Genomic DNA, 17,912 nt, shown 5'->3' with positions numbered 1-17,912 from the left:
CGTCGAAGGCTGCCCCGTCGAAGGCTGCCCCGTCGAAGGCTGCCCCGTCGAAGGCTGCCCCGTCGAAGGCGAAGGCCAAGGCCAAGTAGGTTCTGTCGCTGGCTAGCCTGAGCGGCATGTCGCTGTCTCAGGTTGATCCGGGCGCGGGCCTACGGGTCGAGCGGGAGGGCGCGGTCGTCACCGTGACCCTTGACCGCCCGGAGCGGCTCAACGTCCAGACGCCCGAGACCTGGGTCGCGCTCGTCCGGCTCCGCCGGGAACTCCCCGGCGATGTGCGCGTCGTCGTGTTGCGCGGCGCGGGGCGGGCGTTCTCCGCCGGCCTGGACCGGGCGCTGTTCACCTCGCCCGACGGCCTGCCGAGCCTGGCGGCGGCGCCGGCCGCGGCTGCCGCCGCGCGAATCGCCGCCTGGCAAGAGGCCTTCGACTGGTCGTCGCGCGCCGACCTGGTCAGCGTCGTGGCCGTGCACGGCCACGCGATCGGCGGCGGTTTCCAGCTCGCCTTGGGCGCGGACATCAGGATCGTCGCCGACGACGTCCAGTTCGCGATGCCCGAGCCGCTGCTCGGCATCGTGCCCGATCTCGGCGGCACGAAACGACTTGTCGACCTGGTCGGCTACTCACGCGCCCTGGAGATCTGCCTGACCGGGCGGCGGGTCGGGGCCGACGAGGCGGCGCAGATCGGCCTCGCCTCGCGGGTGGTGCCGCGTGAGGGGCTGGACACCGCGGTGCAGCACACCGTCGAGGCGCTGCTCGCCGTCGACCGGGACGCCGCGGCCGAGACGAAGGCGCTCCTCGCCCGGGCGCATGACCGCAGCCAAGACGAGCAGCAGGGCGCCGAGCGCGCCGCACAGCACCGCCGGCTGCGCGCGATCGCGGGGCTCCACGCCGAGGACTGACGTCCCCACCCAGCGCATCGGACTGCGCGCGCGCCGGACTTTTCGCATCGCCTGCCCGGTTACCAGCTGTCATCAGGAGGTGGACGGTGTCCATGCAGAACGTGAACATGCAGATGATGCGGTCGATGGGCCGGCGCGACCGCGACGTCTTGAACAAGCAGCTGCCTAAGGGCACCTGGCGGCGGGTGCTGCGCTTCGCGCGTCCCTACCGGGTCGATCTTTCCGTCTTCCTCGTGCTGGTCGTCGGCGACGCGTTGATCGGAGTGGCGACCCCGGTGTTGGCCGGCCGGATCGTCAACAAGATCACCGGCCATGGGGCGGTGTCGGCGGTGGTCGAGATCGCGGTCGTCATCGCGGCTCTGGCGGTGGCCGACGCCGCGCTGTCGTTCGTCCAACGCTGGTACTCGGCGCGGATCGGCGAGGGCCTGATCTACGACATGCGCACCTCGGTCTTCTCACACATCCAGCGCATGCCGCTCGCGTTCTTCACCCGCACGCAGACCGGGGCGCTGGTCAGCCGGTTGAACAGCGACGTGCTCGGCGCGCAGCAGGCCTTCACGTCCACGCTGTCCGGTCTGGTGTCCAACGTCGTCAGCCTGGTGCTGACGGCGGCGGTGATGTTCACGCTGTCCTGGCAGATCACCTTGATCTCGATCGTCATGCTGCCGGTCTTCGTGCTCCCGGCGCGGCGCATCGGCGCGCGGCTGCAAGAGATCACCCGCGAGTCCTACAACCTCAACGCCTCGATGAACACGACGATGACCGAGCGGTTCAACGTCTCCGGCGCGCTGCTGGTCAAGCTCTTCGGCCGCCCGGATCGGGAGGACGAGTCCTTCCGCGCCCGCGCCGCGCGGGTGCGTGACATCGGGATCACCTCGGCAATGTACGGGCGGGCGTTCTTCGTGTCGCTGACGTTGGTGGCGGCGCTCGCGCAGGCGCTGGTCTATGGCTTGGGCGGCTACTTCGCGATCAAGGGCGAACTGTCCGCCGGCACCGTCGTCACGTTGGCGCTGCTGCTGAGCCGGCTCTACGGCCCGCTGACCGCGCTGTCGAACGCGCGCGTCGACATCATGAGCGCCCTGGTCAGCTTCGACCGCGTCTTCGAGGTGCTCGACCTCGAGCCGATGATCGCCGACGCCCCGGATGCCCGTGAACTGCCCGCGGACGCCCGCTCGGTCGAGTTCCGCGACGTGCGCTTCCGCTATCCGAGCGCGGCCGATGTGTCGCTCGCCTCGCTCGAGTCCGTCGCGGTGCTCGACTCGGGCGCCACGCCCGAGGTGCTGCACGGGGTCTCGTTCGCCGCCGCCCCGGGCCAGATGATCGCCCTCGTCGGGCCCTCCGGGGCCGGCAAGACGACGATCAGCCAGCTGCTGCCGCGCATCTACGACGTCACCGGCGGGCAGGTGCTCGTTGGCGGCGAGGACGTCCGCGCGGTGACCCAGCAGTCATTGCACGATCGGATCGGCGTGGTCAGCCAAGAAGCGCACATGTTCCACGACACGATCCGCGCGAACCTCGTCTACGCGACGCCGGACGCCACCGATGACGAGCTGTTGCAGGCGCTCGAGGCGGCGCAGATCGGCGAGCTCGTCCGCTCGCTGCCCGACGGGCTCGACACCGTCGTCGGCGACCGCGGCTACCGGCTGTCCGGGGGTGAGAAGGCCCGGCTGGCGATCGCCCGGCTGTTGCTCAAGGCGCCCGGGATCGTGATCTTGGACGAGGCCACCGCGCATCTGGACAGCGAGAGCGAGGTCGCGGTGCAAGAGGCGTTGTCGCGCGCGCTCGTCGGCCGGACCTCGCTGGTGATCGCGCATCGGCTCTCGACGATCCTGAACGCAGACGCGGTGGTGGTCCTGGAGGGCGGGCGCGTCGTCGAGCTTGGCTCGCACGCCGAGCTGCTCGCCGCGAACGGGCTCTACGCCGAGCTCTACCGCACCCAGTTCGAGCGCCAGGCCGCCGGCGTGGTGCCGTGAGTGGTCAGTTCGGGCGGTCAGTGGTCAGTCAGAGGTGACCACTGCCGGCCGTAATTGACCACTGATCGCCGACGCGGACAGCGAGGAGGCGGACAGGGGGTCGGTGAGCAGGGGAGCGAAGGCGATCTCCGCCGCACCCAGCAGGGGGGCGTTCGCGCCGAGCGCGGGCTGCACGAGCTGCACGGTCCGGCGGTGGGCCTCGAGCGCGTTCCCGGCGAGCGAGCGCTCGATCTCTGCTTGGGCCAGGTCGAGCAGCACCGACAGCGAGCCGCCGAGCAGGACCCGCTGCGGATTGAGGGTGTTCACCAGGCTCGCTAGGGCGCGCCCCAACGCCTCGGCGACGGTGCGCACTCCGGCGAGCGCCAGCGGCTCGCCGTCGCGGGCCGCCGCGAACACCTCGGCCACAGCGACGTCACTGATCGGCCCGGGGCGGCCGGCAGCGGCGAGCAGCGCGCCGTCGCCGACGTAGGTCTCCACGCAGCCGTTCTGGCCGCAGTGGCACGGCGGCCCGGCAGCGTCGAAGACGTCGTGCCCGATCTCGCCGGCGTGCCCGTCATGGCCGCGCAGTGCCCCGCCGCCGGTGATGATGCCGGCGCCGACGCCGATGCGGCCGAGCACGAAGACGACGTCGTCGCAATCCCGTGCGCTGCCGCGCCGGTGCTCGGCGAGCGCGGCCAGATCGGCGTCGTTCCCGACCGCAACCGGGATGCCCGGCAACAGCGAGCGCAGGTGTTCGCCGAGCGGCGCATCCTGCCATTCGAGGTTCGGCGCGACGGCGACGTTGCCGGTGCGGCGGTCGACCGTGCCGGGCACGCTGACGCCGACGCCGGCCGGCCCTGAGCCGTGCGCGCCCGCAGCCTGCAACCGGGGGATCGCCTGCACCACCAGGTCGGCGACGGCCCGGTAGTCGTTCGCAGGCGGGCCGAGCTCGACGACCTCGCTGGCCAGGATGGCGCCGCCCAAGGCGACGGCGGCGACCGTCACGTGCGGCACGTCCACATCGACGGCGACTGCGAACGGCCCGCGCGAGCTCGGGCCGACGACATGGGAGGGCCGGCCCACGCCCGCGCCGCCGGTGGGCACCGTCTCCTCGACGAGCCCGAGATTCGTCAGCTCCGCCACCAATGCGCCGACCGTCGAACGGCTCACGCCCAGCCGCTGCGTCAACTCGGCGCGGGTGAGCGCCCCGTTGCGGTGGATCTGGTCCAGCATGACGGCGAGGTTGTGCCGTCGGATCGCGTCGGGGCGCGTCGGCGCCGGTTGGCTGGACATGCGGCTGGCCGAAGCCGCTCGGCTAGCCGCGGCGCGATCTGCGGCGAGACAGCGCGTCGACCGCGGCGGCCACGAGCAGCACCACGCCGGTGATCACGTTCTGGTACTGGGCCGGCAGGCTTGGCCGCAGCAGGATCCCGTTCGGGATGATCACGATGACCAGCGCGCCGATGATCGCGTCCCGGGCCTTGCCGCGCCCGCCGAATAGCGACGTGCCACCGATCACTGCCGCCGCGACCGAGAACAGCAGGATGTTGCCGGCGCCGAGGTCGAGGGACACGCTGCCCTGGTAGGAGGCCAGGAAGACGCCGCCCGCAGCGGCGAAGGACGACGACACCACGAATGCGCTGACCCGGATGTGCACGACGTCGATGCCGGCGCGGCGCGCCGCCTCGGCGTTGCCGCCGGTGGCGAACAGATGCCGCCCCCAGGTCGTCTTGGTGAGCGCGATGGTGCACACGATCATCAGCGCGATCGGAATCGACGCGGCCCACGGGATGCCCTGGATCTTGAAGTTCGGGTTCGGGTTGCGGTTCTGATTGGCGAAGTAGGTGATGACCAGCGCGACGACCAGGATGATGCCGCCCCGCAGCACCACCAGGCCATAGGTGTCCGCGGCTAGGCCGCGCTGCTGCGCCCGCCAGGAGCGGAACAGCGTGTACAGCAGGTAGCCGCCGGCGACGACGATGCTGAAGACCCAGCTCCACGTGATCGACATGTTGTTGTGCGTCAGGCCGTACCAGAACGCGTAGTTGTTGGTGCCGATCGGATTGCCGTTGAGCGCGAAGAGCACCACGCCCTGCCAGGCGAGAAACAGCGCGAGCGTCACGATGAAGCTCGGGATCCCGACCTTCGCGACCAGGAAGCCGACCAGCATGCCGACCGCGGAACCCAGGCTGATCGCGAACAGCAGCGCGAAGATGATGTGCTCGTCGAGCCCGGACAGGACGATGATCAGGCCCAACACGATCATCCCGCAGCCGGCCCACGCCTTGAGCCACACGCCCAGTAGCAGGGCGACGATCATCAGGCCGAGCAGCATGCCGAACAGCAGGGTGGATCCGGGTACGCCGCCGCGCAGGCCGCCGGAAACGACGCCTTGCGCGGCGAACGCGGCGCAGATGCCGCCGGTGGTGCCGGCGGACAGGTCGATCTCGCCGAGCAACAGGACGAAGACGAGGCCGAGCGCGATGAGCGCGATGTAGCCGCCCTGGCCGGGCAGGGCGCCGATGTTGCCCTTGCTGAGGAAGCGGTCGCTGACCTGGCTGAAGATGACGCCGAGGACCAGCAGGCCGAGGACCGATGGCAGCGCCCCCGGATCGCCAGAGCGGACCTTGTTGACGTAACCGCGCAGTCCGTCGCCGATGCTGCGGCGCTCGACGTCGAGGGAGAAGCTGCTGGCGCGGCCGAGGCGGGCGCCCTCGTCGTCCGCGGGCCTCGTCGCCACCGACGGTTGGCCGGCCGCCGTCTGGCCGGACTCGGTCGGCGCAGGCTCGTCGGAGAAAGGTCCGGAGGGGGTGTTCGGCGTGGTCATCTCGGGCCCTTCAGATGTTCAGGTTGGCGGTCTGCGGCGCGAGGCCGATGTCGCCGCTGCGGCCGGCGGTGATCAACTCGACGATCTGGGTGGTGCTGCTGTCCTTCGTGAACACCTCGGCGGCGATCCGGCCGAGGTAGAGGGCCGCCACCCGGTCGGCGACCTCCATGACGTCGTTCATGTTGTGCGAGATCAACACGACGCCGAGGCCCTGGTCGGCGAGGCGGCGCACCAGGTCGAGCACCTGACGGGTCTGCGCGACACCAAGAGCGGCCGTCGGCTCGTCGAGGAAAACCACCCTGCTGTTCCAGAGCACCGCCTTCGCTATCGCGACCGTCTGCCGCTGGCCGCCGGACAGGTTCGCCACGACCTGCCGCACCGACGACACCGTCCGCACCGACAGGCTGGCGAGGACCTCGCGGGCCTTGCGCTCCATCTCGCCGTCGTTGAGGATGCCGAACCGGGAGATCTCCCGGCCGAGGAACATGTTCTGGGTGATGTCGAGATTGTCGGCCAGCGCGAGGTCCTGGTAGACGAATTCGAGGCCCAGTGCGGCGGCCGCGCGCGGGTCGGAGATCGTCACCTCCTTGCCCTGCCAGCTGACCGTGCCTGTGTCGATGGTGTTGATGCCGGCGATGCACTTGACCAGCGTCGACTTGCCGGCGCCGTTGTCGCCGACGAGTGCGCTGACCTCGCCGGGGTAGACGTCGAAGTCGACGTCGTGCAGAACGTGCACGGGACCGAAGCTCTTGTTCAGTCCTCGGATCGACAGGATCGGATCGGGCACGGCGTTCCTTCTTTCCGGTGGGCAAGCGAGGCGGCGGTGGCCGAGCCTAAGCCCGACCACCGCCGCCCGGCGAGGAAATCAGATCAGCCGCTGATGCCGGCTGCCTTGCACTGGCTCGTGAGGCCCTTGCACAGATCCGCGGCCTTCACCTGGCCGGAGTCCACGACGGTCTTCACGTTCGCCTTCGTGACGATCTGGGCAGGCAGCAGGAAGGCCTGCAGCGTGCGGTTGCCCTTCGGGTCCTTGAACGGGGTCAGCGTGACCCCGGCGGACGACACGTCCTGGCCCTTGACCAGCGCGATGGCGAGCTTCGAGGCGGCGGCCGCCTCAGCGGCGTAGGACTTGTAGATCGTGGCGCACTGGTCGCCGCGCAAGATGTTGTCCAGACCCTCGACGCCGGAGTCCTGGCCGGTGACCGGGACCTTGCCGTTGAGGCCCTTGCTCTTCAGGACGCTGATGACCGCGTTGGCGATGTCGTCGTTCGCGGCGTAGACGCCGTCGACCTTGCCGCCGTTCGAGGCGAGCGCCTGGGTGAAGGCCGGAGCTGCGTTGGCGACGAGCCAACCCTTGACGACCGAGTCGGCGACGACCTTGATGCCGCTGTCGGCTTTGAGCACCTTCTGCGCGCCGGCCTTGAACAGCACAGCGTTGTTGTCGACGTCGACGCCGCCGTCCATCTCGATGACCTGCGCCGGGCTCGGCGCCTTTGCGGCCTTGAGGCAGCTGATCAGGGACTGGCCCTGCAGCTCGCCGATCTTCTCGTTGTCGAAGGACACGTAGTAGTCGGCGCTGCCGCCGAGGTTGACGCGGTCGTAGTCGATGACCTTGACGCCCGCGGTCTTGGCCTGCGCCTCGACTGCGGCGCCCGACGGCGCGTCGATCGAGTCGATCAGGAGGACCTTGACGCCCTCGGCGATCATGTTCTGCGCGATCGAAGCGAACTTCGTCTTGTCGTTCTGCGCGTTCTGGATGTCGGACTTGATGCCCGCCGCCTGGAAGGCTTTGGTCAGCAGCGGGGTGTCGAACTCCGTGTACCGCGTCGACGACGTCGTGTCGGGCAGGATCACGCCGACCTGGGCCTTGCCGCTGCTGCCGCCGCTGGAGGAGGAAGAAGAGGATGAGCCACCGGTGCCGCTCGTGCCGGACGAGGCTGGCTTGCTGGTTCCCGAGCTGCTACATGCACTGAGAATGGTGACGGCCGCCGCCCCGACGGCGACCATGGCGAGCGCGCTATTGCGCATCGACTCACGCCTTTCGAAAGATTTTGGGCTCGCGCCCGACGAATGTTGTGGGCGCGAACATATCGAAACGTAACGAGGATGACCAGATTCCGAAACGAACTCGTTACCTTCCGGTCCCGGATCGAGACCTGGCGTTCGACCGCGTCAGTCGTCAGTCGCACCCCCTTTCGCCAAGTTGTCCTCGCTTCGCCGTGGCAGGGCACGACAAAGTGAGGACAAGTCTTGGGAGGGGCCGCGGTCAGCGCAGGTGGCGCGCGGATGTCAGAGCAGCGAGCGCAGCACGTACTGCATGATCCCGCCGTGCCGGAAGTAGTCGGCCTCGCCGGGGGTGTCGATGCGAACCCGGGCGTCGAACTCGACGGTGCTGCCCGAACCGCCGTCGGCGCTGACGTGCACGGTGCGCGGTGTCGTCCCGTCGTTGAGCTCGGTGACGCCCGCGATCGTGAACGTCTCCTCGCCGCTGAGCCCGAGCGACTCGGCGCTCTCGCCGTCCGGGAACTGCAGCGGCAACACGCCCATGCCGATCAGGTTCGAACGGTGGATCCGCTCGTAGGACTCGGCGATCACGGCGCGCACGCCGAGCAGCGCGGTGCCCTTCGCCGCCCAGTCGCGTGACGAGCCCGAGCCGTACTCCTTGCCGGCCAGGACGACGAGCGGCGTGCCCGCCTCGGCGTAATGCTCGGCGGCCTCGTAGACCGAGGTCACGTCGCCGTCGCGCGTGAAGTCACGCGTGACGCCGCCCTCGGTTCCCGGCGCCAGCTGATTGCGCAGCCGGATGTTGGCGAACGTCCCGCGGATCATCACCTCGTGGTTGCCGCGGCGCGAGCCGTAGGAGTTGAAGTCCTTGCGCTCGACGCCGTGCTCGGCGAGATACCTGCCTGCGGGGGAGTCCTCCTTGATCGAACTCGCCGGGCTGATGTGGTCGGTGGTCACCGAATCGCCCAGCTTGAGCAGCACCCGCGCGCCGGCGATGTCGCGCACCGGGCTCGGCTCGACCTGCATGCCGTCGAAGTACGGCGGCTTGCGCACGTACGTGGAATCGCTGTCCCACTCGAAGGTGTCGCCCTCGGGCGTCGACAAGCCCTGCCAGCGCTCATCGCCGGTGAAGACGTCGGCGTAGTCGCTCGTGTACATCTCGCTGGCGATCGCCGAGTCGATCGTCTCCTGGATCTCGGCGGGCGTCGGCCAGACGTCCTTGAGGTACACCGGCTCGCCGTCGCTGCCGGTGCCCAGCGGCTCGTTGAACAGGTCGACGTCCATCGAGCCGACGAGCGCGTATGCGACGACCAGCGGCGGGGACGCGAGGTAGTTCATCTTGACGTCCGGGTTGATCCGGCCCTCGAAGTTGCGGTTGCCGGACAGCACGGCGGTCGCGGCGAGGTCGCCCGCGTTCACGGCCGCCGAGACCTCCTCGATCAGCGGGCCGGAGTTTCCGATGCACGTCGTGCAGCCGTAGCCGACGAGGTTGAAGCCGAGCTTCTCGAGGTAGGGCGTGAGTCCGGCGCGGTCGTAGTAGTCGGTGACGACTTTCGAGCCCGGGGCGAGCGAGGTCTTGACCCACGGCTTGCGGGTCAGGCCCTTCTCGACCGCCTTCTTGGCGAGCAGCGCCGCCCCGACCATGACCGACGGATTGGACGTGTTGGTGCACGAGGTGATCGCGGCGATCACGACCGCGCCGTGGTCGACGACGCACTCGCCGCCGTCGCCGATGGTGATCGGCTGGGGGTTCGACGTGCGGCCCTGCGCGCCGGCTGCCGCCGAGTACGTGGGCGCCGGCGTCGACTCGTGTCCGGTCGCCGAGGTCGGGTCGGATGCCGGGAAGGACTCGACCCCCGCCTCGTCCTGCGCGTCCTGCACCGAGTCGCCGTCCACATATGAGGTCAGCGCCTCGCGGAACATCGCTTTGGCCGACTTCAACGGCACGCGATCCTGCGGGCGCTTGGGGCCGGCGAGCGAGGGCTCCACCGTCGACAGGTCCAGCGCGAGGGTCTCGGAGAAGACCGGTTCGCCGGCCGGGTCGTGCCAGAGGCCGTTCGCCTTCGCGTACGTCTCGACCAGCTCGATCTGGCTGTCCTTGCGGCCGGTGAAGCGCAGGTAGCGCAGCGTCTCGTCGTCGATCGGAAAGATCGCGCACGTGGAGCCGTACTCCGGGCTCATGTTGCCGATCGTCGCCCGGTTGGCCAGCGGCACCGCGCCCACGCCCGGCCCGTAGAACTCGACGAACTTGCCGACCACCCCGTGCCTGCGCAGCATCTCGGTGATGGTCAGCACGAGGTCGGTGGCCGTCGACCCGTCCGGCAGCTCGCCCTCGAGCTTGAAGCCGACGACTCGCGGGATGAGCATGCTGACCGGCTGGCCGAGCATCGCGGCCTCGGCCTCGATGCCGCCGACGCCCCAGCCGAGAACGCCGAGGCCGTTCACCATCGTGGTGTGCGAGTCGGTGCCGACAAGCGTGTCCGGGTAGGCGACCCCGTCCCGATTGAAGATCACCCGGGCGAGGTACTCGATGTTGACCTGGTGCACGATGCCGGTGCCCGGCGGCACCACTTTGAACTCGGAGAACGCGCCCTGCCCCCAGCGCAGGAACTGGTAGCGCTCGTTGTTGCGCTCGTACTCCAGCTCGACGTTGCGGGCGAAGGCGTCCGGGGTGCCGAACAGGTCGGCGATGACCGAGTGGTCGATGACCAGCTCGGCCGGAGCAAGAGGGTTGATCTTGGCCGCGTCGCCGCCGAGCTCGACGACCGCCTCGCGCATGGTGGCCAGGTCGACGACGGCTGGCACGCCGGTGAAGTCCTGCATCACCACGCGCGAGGGAGTGAACTGGATCTCGGTGTCCGGCTCGGCGTCGGCCTGCCAGTGGGCGAGCGCGTTGATCTGGCTCTCGGTGACGTTCTTGCCGTCCTCGGTGCGCAGCAGGTTCTCGAGCAGGATCTTCAGGCTGAACGGCAGCCGCTCGGCGCCGGCGATCGCGTCGAGGCGGAAGTACTCCAGGCTCTCGCCCCCGACCTCCAGTTGGCTGCGGGCTCCGAAGCTGTCGTTGCTCTGTGCTGGCACTGAAGGCTCCATCCGGGAAGGTCGGATTGCGTCCGGCGATTTATCTTGACGTCAAGATACCAGAGAGCCCGGCCGGTCGCGGGCTCGGACACAGATGTCGCGCCGGTAAACTCCCGCCGTGCTTTCGCTGCAACAGGACGAGCTCGGGTCGTCCGCTGCCGCGGATCGCTTGCGGTCGGTCCGCCTCGCCGCATACGGGGTCTACGCGGCGGCGCTGGTCGGGATCGTCATCCACTGGGGCATACCCACCGGCCGAGCCAGCCTGGCAAGCATCATCGTCAGCGGCCTCGCGATCACGAGCATTGGCCGCGGGTGGCGCCAGACGCGGCAGGTGCTCGTCGACTGGCTGCCGTTCACGGCGGTGTTGATGCTCTACGACCAGACCCGCGGCGTCGCCGACTCCCTCGGCATCCGGGTGCACGAGGCGGACATCCTCGCCGCCGAGAAGTGGACGTTCGGCGGCGCCGAGCCGAGCGTCTGGCTGCAGCAGCACCTCTACTCGCCCACGCACGTCCGCTGGTACGACGCGCTCTGCACGCTCGTCTACACCTCCTTCTTCATCGCGACACCCGTGCTCGCAGCCGTGCTGTGGCTGCGCGACCGCGTCGCCTGGATCGGGTTCATCTCGCGGGTGATCGTGCTGTCGGTCGCCGGGCTGATCACCTATTGCCTGTTCCCCGAGGCGCCGCCGTGGCTCGCCGCGCGAGACGGGCTCAGCGCGCCGGTCGCTCGGCTGTCTGCCCGCGGGTGGGAATGGTTCCACCTCGGCAACGTGAACACCGCGCTGGCAGCGGCGCAGCACGAGGGAGTGAACGCGGTTGCCGCGATGCCGTCGCTGCACACCGCGTTCTCGACCCTGGTCGCGCTGACGATCGCCGGCCGGTTGCGGTCACGGCTGCGCTGGCTGCTCGCGCTCTACCCGCTCGCCATGGGCTTCACCCTCGTCTACACCGGCGAGCACTGGGTGCTGGATCTCGTCGGCGGCGTCGGGTACGCGCTCGCCGCGCATGCCGGGATGTCGCGGTGGGAGGCCCGGCGTCGCGCGCTGACCGAAGAGCGCGCTGGAAACCGTGCTGAACACCGTGCTGAAGGCCGCTTGGAGAACCGCCCGGAAAACGGCCCGCGCAGCGGTGCGGGGAACGACGCCAGCGACGTCCGGTTGGTCTTCGGGGCGCCCGCCGTCGACGAGCGGAGGGCGCCCGCCAATCTGCGGTGATTTGTTACTCATGTGACTGATGGTGCCAACGTTTCCGGTGTGGCCGCTGGCGCTGGTGGGGCTCACGTGGCAGCCTGGGCTGGTTGTAGCAGTGAAACCGGCGCTGTCAGGGAGCCCCCGCTGTGATCCTGAGCCGCACCGGACGTCGACGCATCGTCGCCGCGTCCGCCGTCGCGATGGCTGCGGCGAGCCTGCTTACGGTCGCCTCGTCGACGGCCGCGGCGCCGAAACCGCCACCTCCGCCCAAGGTCACCCAACAACAGGTCGCCGCCGCCGCGGCGCACAAGACCGCCGTCGCGGAAAAGGTCGGGGCGCTGAGCGGTCAGATCGCCGCTGCCCAGTCCGAGTTGCAGCAGCTGGTCGGCAAGCGCGAGCTCGCCGAGCAGAAGGTTGCGCTCGCCTTCTCCGAACTGCGTGGCGCCAAGGCAGCCGCGGCGACCTCGAAGCGTCGCGAGACCGCAGCGCAGGCCGGCGTCGACGAGGCGCACACCAACTTCGTCCGATACCTGCAGGCGACCTACATGGCCGGCGACGTCGACGGCATCACCGGGTCGTTGCTCACCGCGCAGGATCCGGGCTCGCTGCTCGATCGCGGCACCCTCGAGGAATACGCCGCCGACAGCCAGGTGAGCGCGATCGGCGATCTGCAGCGCGCCACCGTCACCCGCTCCAACGCGGAGGCTGCTGCCCGGCGCGCCGTCCGCAGCGTCGCGAAGAAAGCGGCGGCGGCGAAGGCGACCCAGGAGGCCGCGGACAACGCGGTGGCCGCCCAGCAGGCGCAGCGCGCGGCCTTGCAGCGCACCCTCGCCGCAAGCCAGGTGCAGCTCGACGCCGCCCAGTCCGAACTGGCCACGCTCAACAACCGGCGGGCGGCCTACGTCGCCTACAAGGTGGAACTGGCCCGCCAGGCGCGGATCCGCGCCGAGAAGGCGCGGCAGGCCAGGTTGGCGGCGCAGGCTGCGCAGGCCGCAGCCGCGGCGGCCGCGGCAGCCCGGGCTCGACGTGCCCGCCACCACGGCGGCGGAGCTCCGGTCACTTCCGGACCGACCGCCCCCACCGGCGGGTCGTGGACGGCTGCAAAGGGCCGGCGGGCCGCGGCCCGCGCGCTGAGCCAGCTGGGTGTGCCGTACGCCTGGGCCGGTGGCGGCGCGAGCGGGCCGTCCTACGGGGTGTGCGATCCGGGCAACGGCGCGCCGAACGACTGCAACGTCGTCGGGTTCGACTGCTCTGGCCTGGTGATGTACGCGTGGGGCAAGGGCTGGGCGCACTACGCCGCCACCCAGTACTCCCAGGCTGGGTCTGTGCACCCGGCAGCCGGCAGCTTCGAGCCCGGCGACCTGCTGTTCTGGAGCTCGGACGGCACGAGGTCCGGCATCGAGCACGTGGCGATCTACCTCGGCGGCGGAAACGTGGTCCAGGCGCCCGAGAGCGGCAAGCTCATCGAGATCACCCCCTGGGATCAAGTCATGTGGGGCTACTACGGCGCGACCCGGCCGCTGACCTGACCGACGCGTAGCCTGAGCGGGGTGGCCGGGACGTCTGTTTTGGTTGACTCGAGGTTGATCGACGCTTTCGGTCGGGTGGCCACCGATCTGCGCATCTCGCTGACCGACCTCTGCTCGCTGCGCTGCACGTACTGCATGCCGGCCGAAGGGCTGCCCTGGCTGTCCCAGCGCGAGCGGTTGACCGACGCGGAGTTCGTCCGGCTGGCTTCGGTGTTCGTGGCGCTCGGGGTGACGAGTGTGCGGTTGACCGGCGGCGAGCCCCTGGTCCACCCCGGTGTCGTCTCCGTCGTGGAGCGGCTGCGCGCGCTCGAGCCGGCGCCGGAGATCTCGCTGACCACGAACGGCGTCACGCTCGAGCGACACGCCCGCAAGCTCGCCGACGCCGGACTGTCCCGGATCAACGTCTCGCTCGACACCCTCGACCGCGAGCGATTCGCCAGGCTGACCCGACGCGACCGGCTGCCCGCGGTGCTGGCCGGGCTGGCCGCCGCTGCCGACGCCGGACTCGCGCCGCTGAAGGTCAACACCGTGCTGGTCCGCGGCGAGAATCTGGATGAGGCGCCGGCGCTGCTCGGCTGGGCGCTGCGACACGGATACGACCTGCGATTCATCGAGCACATGCCGCTCGACGCCGACCACACCTGGACGCGCGCGGACATGGTCACCGCCGAGGAGATGCTCGACCTCGTCGGCGCGACGTACGCGCTGCGCCCGCGGGCCGAGCGCTTGTCCGCGCCGGCCGAGGACTTCGACGTCGTCGACGGCCCGGACCGCGCGTCCTGGGCCGTGCCGGTGGGCCGGGTCGGGGTAATCGCGTCAGTGACCCGGCCGTTCTGCCGCGACTGCGACCGGCTGCGGCTGACCGCGGACGGCCAGCTGCGCACCTGCCTGTTCGCCCAGCACGAGACCGATCTGCGTGCGCCGTTGCGCGCCGGCGCGACGGACACTGAGCTTGCCGAGCTGATCCGCGCCGCCGTCGCCGGCAAGCAGGCCGGCCACGGCATCGGCGCGCAGGGTTTCGTCCAGCCGACGCGCACGATGTCGGCCATCGGCGGCTGAGTCACGGCTCACGTGAGCACGTCGCGGGCGAGCAGGAAGTCGCGACGGCGCAGGAAGTCGGCGAGGAAGTCGGCGTGCTCATCGCAGGCCAACCAGCGCTTCACCCGGGCAGCGTCGTGCAGTCGCGGATTGCGCCAGCTCAACGCCGTCGTCGCGGCCGCCTGACAGCCCTTCGCCGAGCAGCGGGCGCCGTCGTCGCCGGGCCCCGCCGGCGGCGCGTCGTTCACCCAGGCACCGTACAGCGACGTCCCGTACCGTTTCCTCACAAGTCCAGCCGCCGAGGTAGAGCAGCCCGAGGAGAGACGTGAGCGAGCCCGAGCAGACTTCGACCCCGGCCTCCGACGCCGCGGCCCTCGAGCGCGTGATGTTCGAGGTCAAGCGGGTGATCGTCGGCCAGGAGCGGATGGTCGAACGGCTGATGGTCAGCCTGCTGGCACAGGGCCATTGCCTGCTCGAGGGCGTGCCCGGCGTGGCCAAGACGCTCGCCGTCGAGACGCTCGCCAAGACCGTCAGCGGCAGCTTCAGCAGGCTGCAGTTCACGCCGGACCTCGTGCCGTCCGACATCCTCGGCACCCGCATCTACCGTCCCGGCGCCGAGCAGTTCGACACCGAGCTCGGCCCGATCATGGCCAACTTCGTGCTCGCCGACGAGATCAACCGGGCCCCTGCCAAGGTGCAGTCCGCATTGCTCGAGGTGATGGCCGAGAAGCACGTGACGATCGGCGGCCGGCGTTTCGACGTGCCGCTGCCGTTCCTCGTGCTCGCCACGCAGAACCCGATCGAGTCCGAGGGCGTCTATCCGCTGCCCGAAGCCCAACGCGACCGATTCCTGATGAAGATCACGGTCGGCTACCCGACCGCAGCCGAGGAACGCGAGATCATCTACCGGATGGGCGTCGCGCCGCCCTCGGCCAACACCGTGCTTTCCACCGACGAGCTGCTGCGGCTGCAGGCCAGCGCCGGCCGGGTGTTCGTCCACCACGCGATCGTCGACTACGTGGTGCGGCTTGTGCTGGCGACCCGAACCCCGCGCCAGCTCGGCCTCGAAGACGTCGCCCAGTGGGTGTCCTACGGCGCCAGCCCGCGCGCGAGTCTGGGTCTGATCGCCGCGGGTCGGGCGATGGCGCTGCTGCGCGGCCGCGACTACGTGTTGCCGCAGGATGTCCTCGACATCGCCGTCGACGTCCTCGCGCACCGCCTGGTGCTCAGCTATGACGCGATCGCCGACGGCGTGCCGGCGCCCCATGCGGTGCGGCGGGTGCTGCAGGCCGTGCCGCTGCCGCAGGTCGCGCCCCGGCAGCGGGCCGGGGGACCGATCGACATGACGCCGTCGGGGCCGGCACAACCCGGAGCCGCCAGCCAGCCGCTCGTCTACGGTCAGGCCGCGCCGCCGCAGCAGCCGCAGTGGGGTGAGCGCTCGGCGTGAGCGCGCCCTACCAGCCCGCGCCGCTGGCCGACGACCACGGCCCGGTGCTCGACCTCCACGGCGCGGACGTGCTGTTGCGCCGCCTCGAATTCACCGTCCGCAACCGCCTGGACGGATTGCTGCAGGGCAACTACCAAGGGCTGGTGCCCGGGCCGGGCTCGGAGGCCGGCGAGTCGCGGCAGTACCTGCCTGGCGACGACGTCCGGCGGATGGACTGGCCGGTCACTGCCCGCACCACAGTTCCGCATATCCGGCAGACGATCGCCGACCGCGAGCTGGAGACCTGGCTGGTCGTCGACGTGTCGCCGAGCCTCGACTTCGGCACCGGCCTGACCGAGAAGCGCGAGCTGGTGCTCGCCGCGCTGACGGCCGTCACCCACCTCACCGTGCGCGGCGGCAACCGCGTCGGCGCCGTGGTAGGCGACGGACAGCGCTCGTATGTCGTGCCGGCACGGGCCGGGCGCGCGCACGCCCAGCATCTGCTGCGGCGCATCGCGACGACGCCGCGGCTGCCGCAGGGCGGCGACGTCGACCTCGCCCGGCTGCTCGAGTCGCTGCGCCGCCCGCAGCGCCGCCGCGGACTCGTCGCGGTCGTCTCGGACTTCCTCGACAGCGGCGCCGGCGCGACGTCCGAGCCGCCCGCGTTCGAGCGCGCGCTGCGCGGGCTCGCCGATCGGCATCAGCTGCTCGGCATCGAGGTGCTGGACCCGCGCGAACTCGAACTGCCCGCGGCCGGCCTGGTGACCTTCGTCGACACCGAGACCGGCCGCCAGCTCGAAGTGCAGACGAGTGACCGGCAGGTGCGCGCCCGATACGCCGCGGCCGCCCAGCAGCAGCGCGAGCGGATCGCCACGGGTCTGCGGCACGCCGGTGCCGCGCACCTGCAACTGCGCACCGACCGCGACTGGCTCGCCGACGTCGTGCGATTCGTGATCGCCCGCCGCAAGTTCGTCGGCGCGGCCGTCGGAACCGGAGTCCGGTGATGCGCTTCCTGTCCCCGGCCTATCTATTGCTGCTATTGGGCGTGGCGGTCCTGCTCGCGCTGTATATCGCGCTGCAGCTGCGCCGCACGCGCTACGTGGCGCGGTTCAGCAATGTGGAGCTGCTCGGCAGCCTCGCGCCGCGGCGCCCCGGCTGGCGGCGGCACCTGACCTTCGCGCTGCTGCTGATCGCGTTGAGCGTGCTGTCGATCGGCGTCGCGCGTCCGTCGAGCGCGGTTCGAGTGCCGCGCGATCGAGCCACGGTGATGCTGGACATCGACGTGTCGCTGTCGATGAAGGCCACCGACGTGCTGCCCAGCCGGCTCGCCGCCGCGCAGAGCGCCGGCACGAGCTTCGTCCAGCTGCTGCCGCGCCAGATCAACCTCGGCCTGATCAGCTTCGCCAAGAGCGCCAGCGTGCTGGTGCCGCCCACGCTCGACCGCACGTCCGTCAAGCAGGGGATCAAGAGCCTGCGGCTCGCCAACTACACGGCGATCGGCGAGGCGATCTTCACGTCGCTGCAGTCGATCCAGATCTTCAGCGAGGCCCAGGCGGGGAAGGGCGCCAAGCCGCCGCCGGCGCGCATCGTGCTGCTCAGCGACGGATACAGCACCTACGGCCGTTCCGTCACCAGCGCGATCGCGGCGGCGAAAGCGGCGCATGTCGAGGTGTCGACGATCGCGTTCGGCACGCAGACCGGCACCGTCGAGCAAGAAGGCCGCCTCGTGCCCGTCCCCGCCGACGACAATGCGCTGCGCACTATCGCCACGAGCACCGGCGGGTCGTTTCACACCGCGGCCTCGGAGGAGCAGTTGAAATCGGTCTACGCCGACATCGGGTCCCAGATCGGCTACACCACCTCGCGCCGGGACATCAGCTGGCGCTTCTTCCTGACCGGGCTGCTCGTGCTGTTCGCCGCCGGCGGGGCCGCGATGCTCTGGTCCGGGCGCCTCGTCTGACGGTTTGATC

Annotated in this window: 15 protein-coding genes; 9 read left to right on the top strand and 6 right to left on the bottom strand. The window is 70.3% G+C overall.

Annotation, left to right across the window (positions count from 1 at the left end; genetic code table 11):
* Window positions 1–116 precede the first annotated feature (116 nt).
* Both ACFFBG_RS04340 and ACFFBG_RS04335 read left to right on the top strand, forming a co-directional pair.
* A complete protein-coding gene (locus tag ACFFBG_RS04340) occupies window positions 117–896 on the top strand; it encodes an enoyl-CoA hydratase/isomerase family protein (protein WP_375475934.1) in 780 nt (259 codons plus the stop codon).
* A gap of 92 nt (window positions 897–988) precedes the next feature.
* The gene (locus tag ACFFBG_RS04335) at window positions 989–2,869 is read left to right on the top strand and encodes an ABC transporter ATP-binding protein (RefSeq protein ID WP_375475931.1); all 1,881 of its coding nucleotides are present in this window, start codon (window positions 989–991) and stop codon (window positions 2,867–2,869) included.
* Window positions 2,870–2,893: 24 nt separating this feature from the next.
* Here ACFFBG_RS04335 and ACFFBG_RS04330 read toward each other — a convergent pair whose 3' ends face one another.
* The 4 genes from ACFFBG_RS04330 to ACFFBG_RS04315 form a co-directional block, all read right to left on the bottom strand.
* Window positions 2,894–4,081, bottom strand: a complete 1,188-nt coding sequence (locus ACFFBG_RS04330; RefSeq protein WP_375475929.1) for an ROK family protein — start codon at window positions 4,079–4,081, stop codon at window positions 2,894–2,896.
* Window positions 4,082–4,163: 82 nt separating this feature from the next.
* On the bottom strand, window positions 4,164–5,675 hold the full coding sequence (locus ACFFBG_RS04325; protein WP_375475927.1) for a sugar ABC transporter permease: 1,512 nt from the start codon (window positions 5,673–5,675) through the stop codon (window positions 4,164–4,166).
* A 10-nt stretch (window positions 5,676–5,685) separates the two neighbouring features.
* Window positions 5,686–6,462 (bottom strand): ATP-binding cassette domain-containing protein, encoded by a 777-nt coding sequence (locus ACFFBG_RS04320; RefSeq protein ID WP_375475925.1) that lies wholly within the window; start codon window positions 6,460–6,462, stop codon window positions 5,686–5,688.
* Window positions 6,463–6,545: 83 nt separating this feature from the next.
* The gene (locus ACFFBG_RS04315; protein WP_375475923.1) at window positions 6,546–7,529 is read right to left on the bottom strand and encodes a sugar ABC transporter substrate-binding protein; all 984 of its coding nucleotides are present in this window, start codon (window positions 7,527–7,529) and stop codon (window positions 6,546–6,548) included.
* Here ACFFBG_RS04315 and ACFFBG_RS04310 point away from each other — a divergent pair.
* Window positions 7,492–7,776, top strand: a complete 285-nt coding sequence (locus ACFFBG_RS04310) for a hypothetical protein (RefSeq protein ID WP_375475921.1) — start codon at window positions 7,492–7,494, stop codon at window positions 7,774–7,776. The two genes, ACFFBG_RS04315 and ACFFBG_RS04310, sit on opposite strands and share 38 nt — an antisense overlap.
* A gap of 188 nt (window positions 7,777–7,964) precedes the next feature.
* On the opposite strand, the gene ACFFBG_RS04305 is transcribed toward ACFFBG_RS04310, so the two are convergent.
* Window positions 7,965–10,757, bottom strand: a complete 2,793-nt coding sequence (locus ACFFBG_RS04305) for an aconitate hydratase (RefSeq protein WP_375475919.1) — start codon at window positions 10,755–10,757, stop codon at window positions 7,965–7,967.
* Window positions 10,758–10,875: 118 nt separating this feature from the next.
* Here ACFFBG_RS04305 and ACFFBG_RS04300 point away from each other — a divergent pair, with 118 nt between their 5' ends.
* The 3 genes from ACFFBG_RS04300 (at window position 10,876) to moaA (ending at window position 14,537) form a co-directional block, all read left to right on the top strand.
* Window positions 10,876–11,973 (top strand): phosphatase PAP2 family protein, encoded by a 1,098-nt coding sequence (locus ACFFBG_RS04300; protein ID WP_375475917.1) that lies wholly within the window; start codon window positions 10,876–10,878, stop codon window positions 11,971–11,973.
* A 122-nt stretch (window positions 11,974–12,095) separates the two neighbouring features.
* On the top strand, window positions 12,096–13,478 hold the full coding sequence (locus ACFFBG_RS04295) for an NlpC/P60 family protein (protein ID WP_375475915.1): 1,383 nt from the start codon (window positions 12,096–12,098) through the stop codon (window positions 13,476–13,478).
* A gap of 75 nt (window positions 13,479–13,553) precedes the next feature.
* A complete protein-coding gene (moaA, locus tag ACFFBG_RS04290; RefSeq protein WP_375475913.1) occupies window positions 13,554–14,537 on the top strand; it encodes a GTP 3',8-cyclase MoaA in 984 nt (327 codons plus the stop codon).
* A gap of 8 nt (window positions 14,538–14,545) precedes the next feature.
* Here the strand turns inward: moaA and ACFFBG_RS04285 are convergent, their stop codons facing one another.
* Window positions 14,546–14,764, bottom strand: a complete 219-nt coding sequence (locus ACFFBG_RS04285; RefSeq protein ID WP_375475911.1) for a hypothetical protein — start codon at window positions 14,762–14,764, stop codon at window positions 14,546–14,548.
* A gap of 137 nt (window positions 14,765–14,901) precedes the next feature.
* Here ACFFBG_RS04285 and ACFFBG_RS04280 point away from each other — a divergent pair, with 137 nt between their 5' ends.
* The 3 genes from ACFFBG_RS04280 to ACFFBG_RS04270 are packed head-to-tail and all read left to right on the top strand — an operon-like array spanning window position 14,902 to window position 17,902.
* On the top strand, window positions 14,902–15,963 hold the full coding sequence (locus ACFFBG_RS04280; protein ID WP_375476259.1) for an AAA family ATPase: 1,062 nt from the start codon (window positions 14,902–14,904) through the stop codon (window positions 15,961–15,963).
* Window positions 15,960–16,946 carry a DUF58 domain-containing protein gene (locus ACFFBG_RS04275; protein WP_375475909.1) on the top strand — a complete coding sequence of 329 codons (987 nt, stop codon included), beginning with the start codon at window positions 15,960–15,962 and terminating at the stop codon, window positions 16,944–16,946. Before ACFFBG_RS04280 ends, ACFFBG_RS04275 begins: the two co-directional genes overlap by 4 nt.
* Complete coding sequence (locus tag ACFFBG_RS04270; RefSeq protein ID WP_375475907.1) at window positions 16,946–17,902, top strand: VWA domain-containing protein; 957 nt, start codon at window positions 16,946–16,948, stop codon at window positions 17,900–17,902. The genes ACFFBG_RS04275 and ACFFBG_RS04270 overlap by 1 nt, the downstream gene beginning before the upstream one ends.
* The last annotated feature ends 10 nt before the right edge of the window (window positions 17,903–17,912 follow it).

Source organism: uncultured Jatrophihabitans sp. (genome assembly GCF_964251945.1).
Classification (GTDB): Bacteria; Actinomycetota; Actinomycetes; order Mycobacteriales; family Jatrophihabitantaceae; genus Jatrophihabitans.
This window is presented reverse-complemented; position numbering and strand designations above follow the sequence as displayed.

Coding starts and splice junctions, on each gene's coding strand:
- ACFFBG_RS04340 (WP_375475934.1), top strand. CDS start 117: ATGTCGCTGTCTCAGGTTGATCCGGGCGCGGGCCTACGGGTCGAGCGG.
- ACFFBG_RS04335 (WP_375475931.1), top strand. CDS start 989: ATGCAGAACGTGAACATGCAGATGATGCGGTCGATGGGCCGGCGCGAC.
- ACFFBG_RS04330 (WP_375475929.1), bottom strand. CDS start 4,081: ATGCTGGACCAGATCCACCGCAACGGGGCGCTCACCCGCGCCGAGTTG.
- ACFFBG_RS04325 (WP_375475927.1), bottom strand. CDS start 5,675: ATGACCACGCCGAACACCCCCTCCGGACCTTTCTCCGACGAGCCTGCG.
- ACFFBG_RS04280 (WP_375476259.1), top strand. CDS start 14,902: ATGTTCGAGGTCAAGCGGGTGATCGTCGGCCAGGAGCGGATGGTCGAA.
- ACFFBG_RS04270 (WP_375475907.1), top strand. CDS start 16,946: ATGCGCTTCCTGTCCCCGGCCTATCTATTGCTGCTATTGGGCGTGGCG.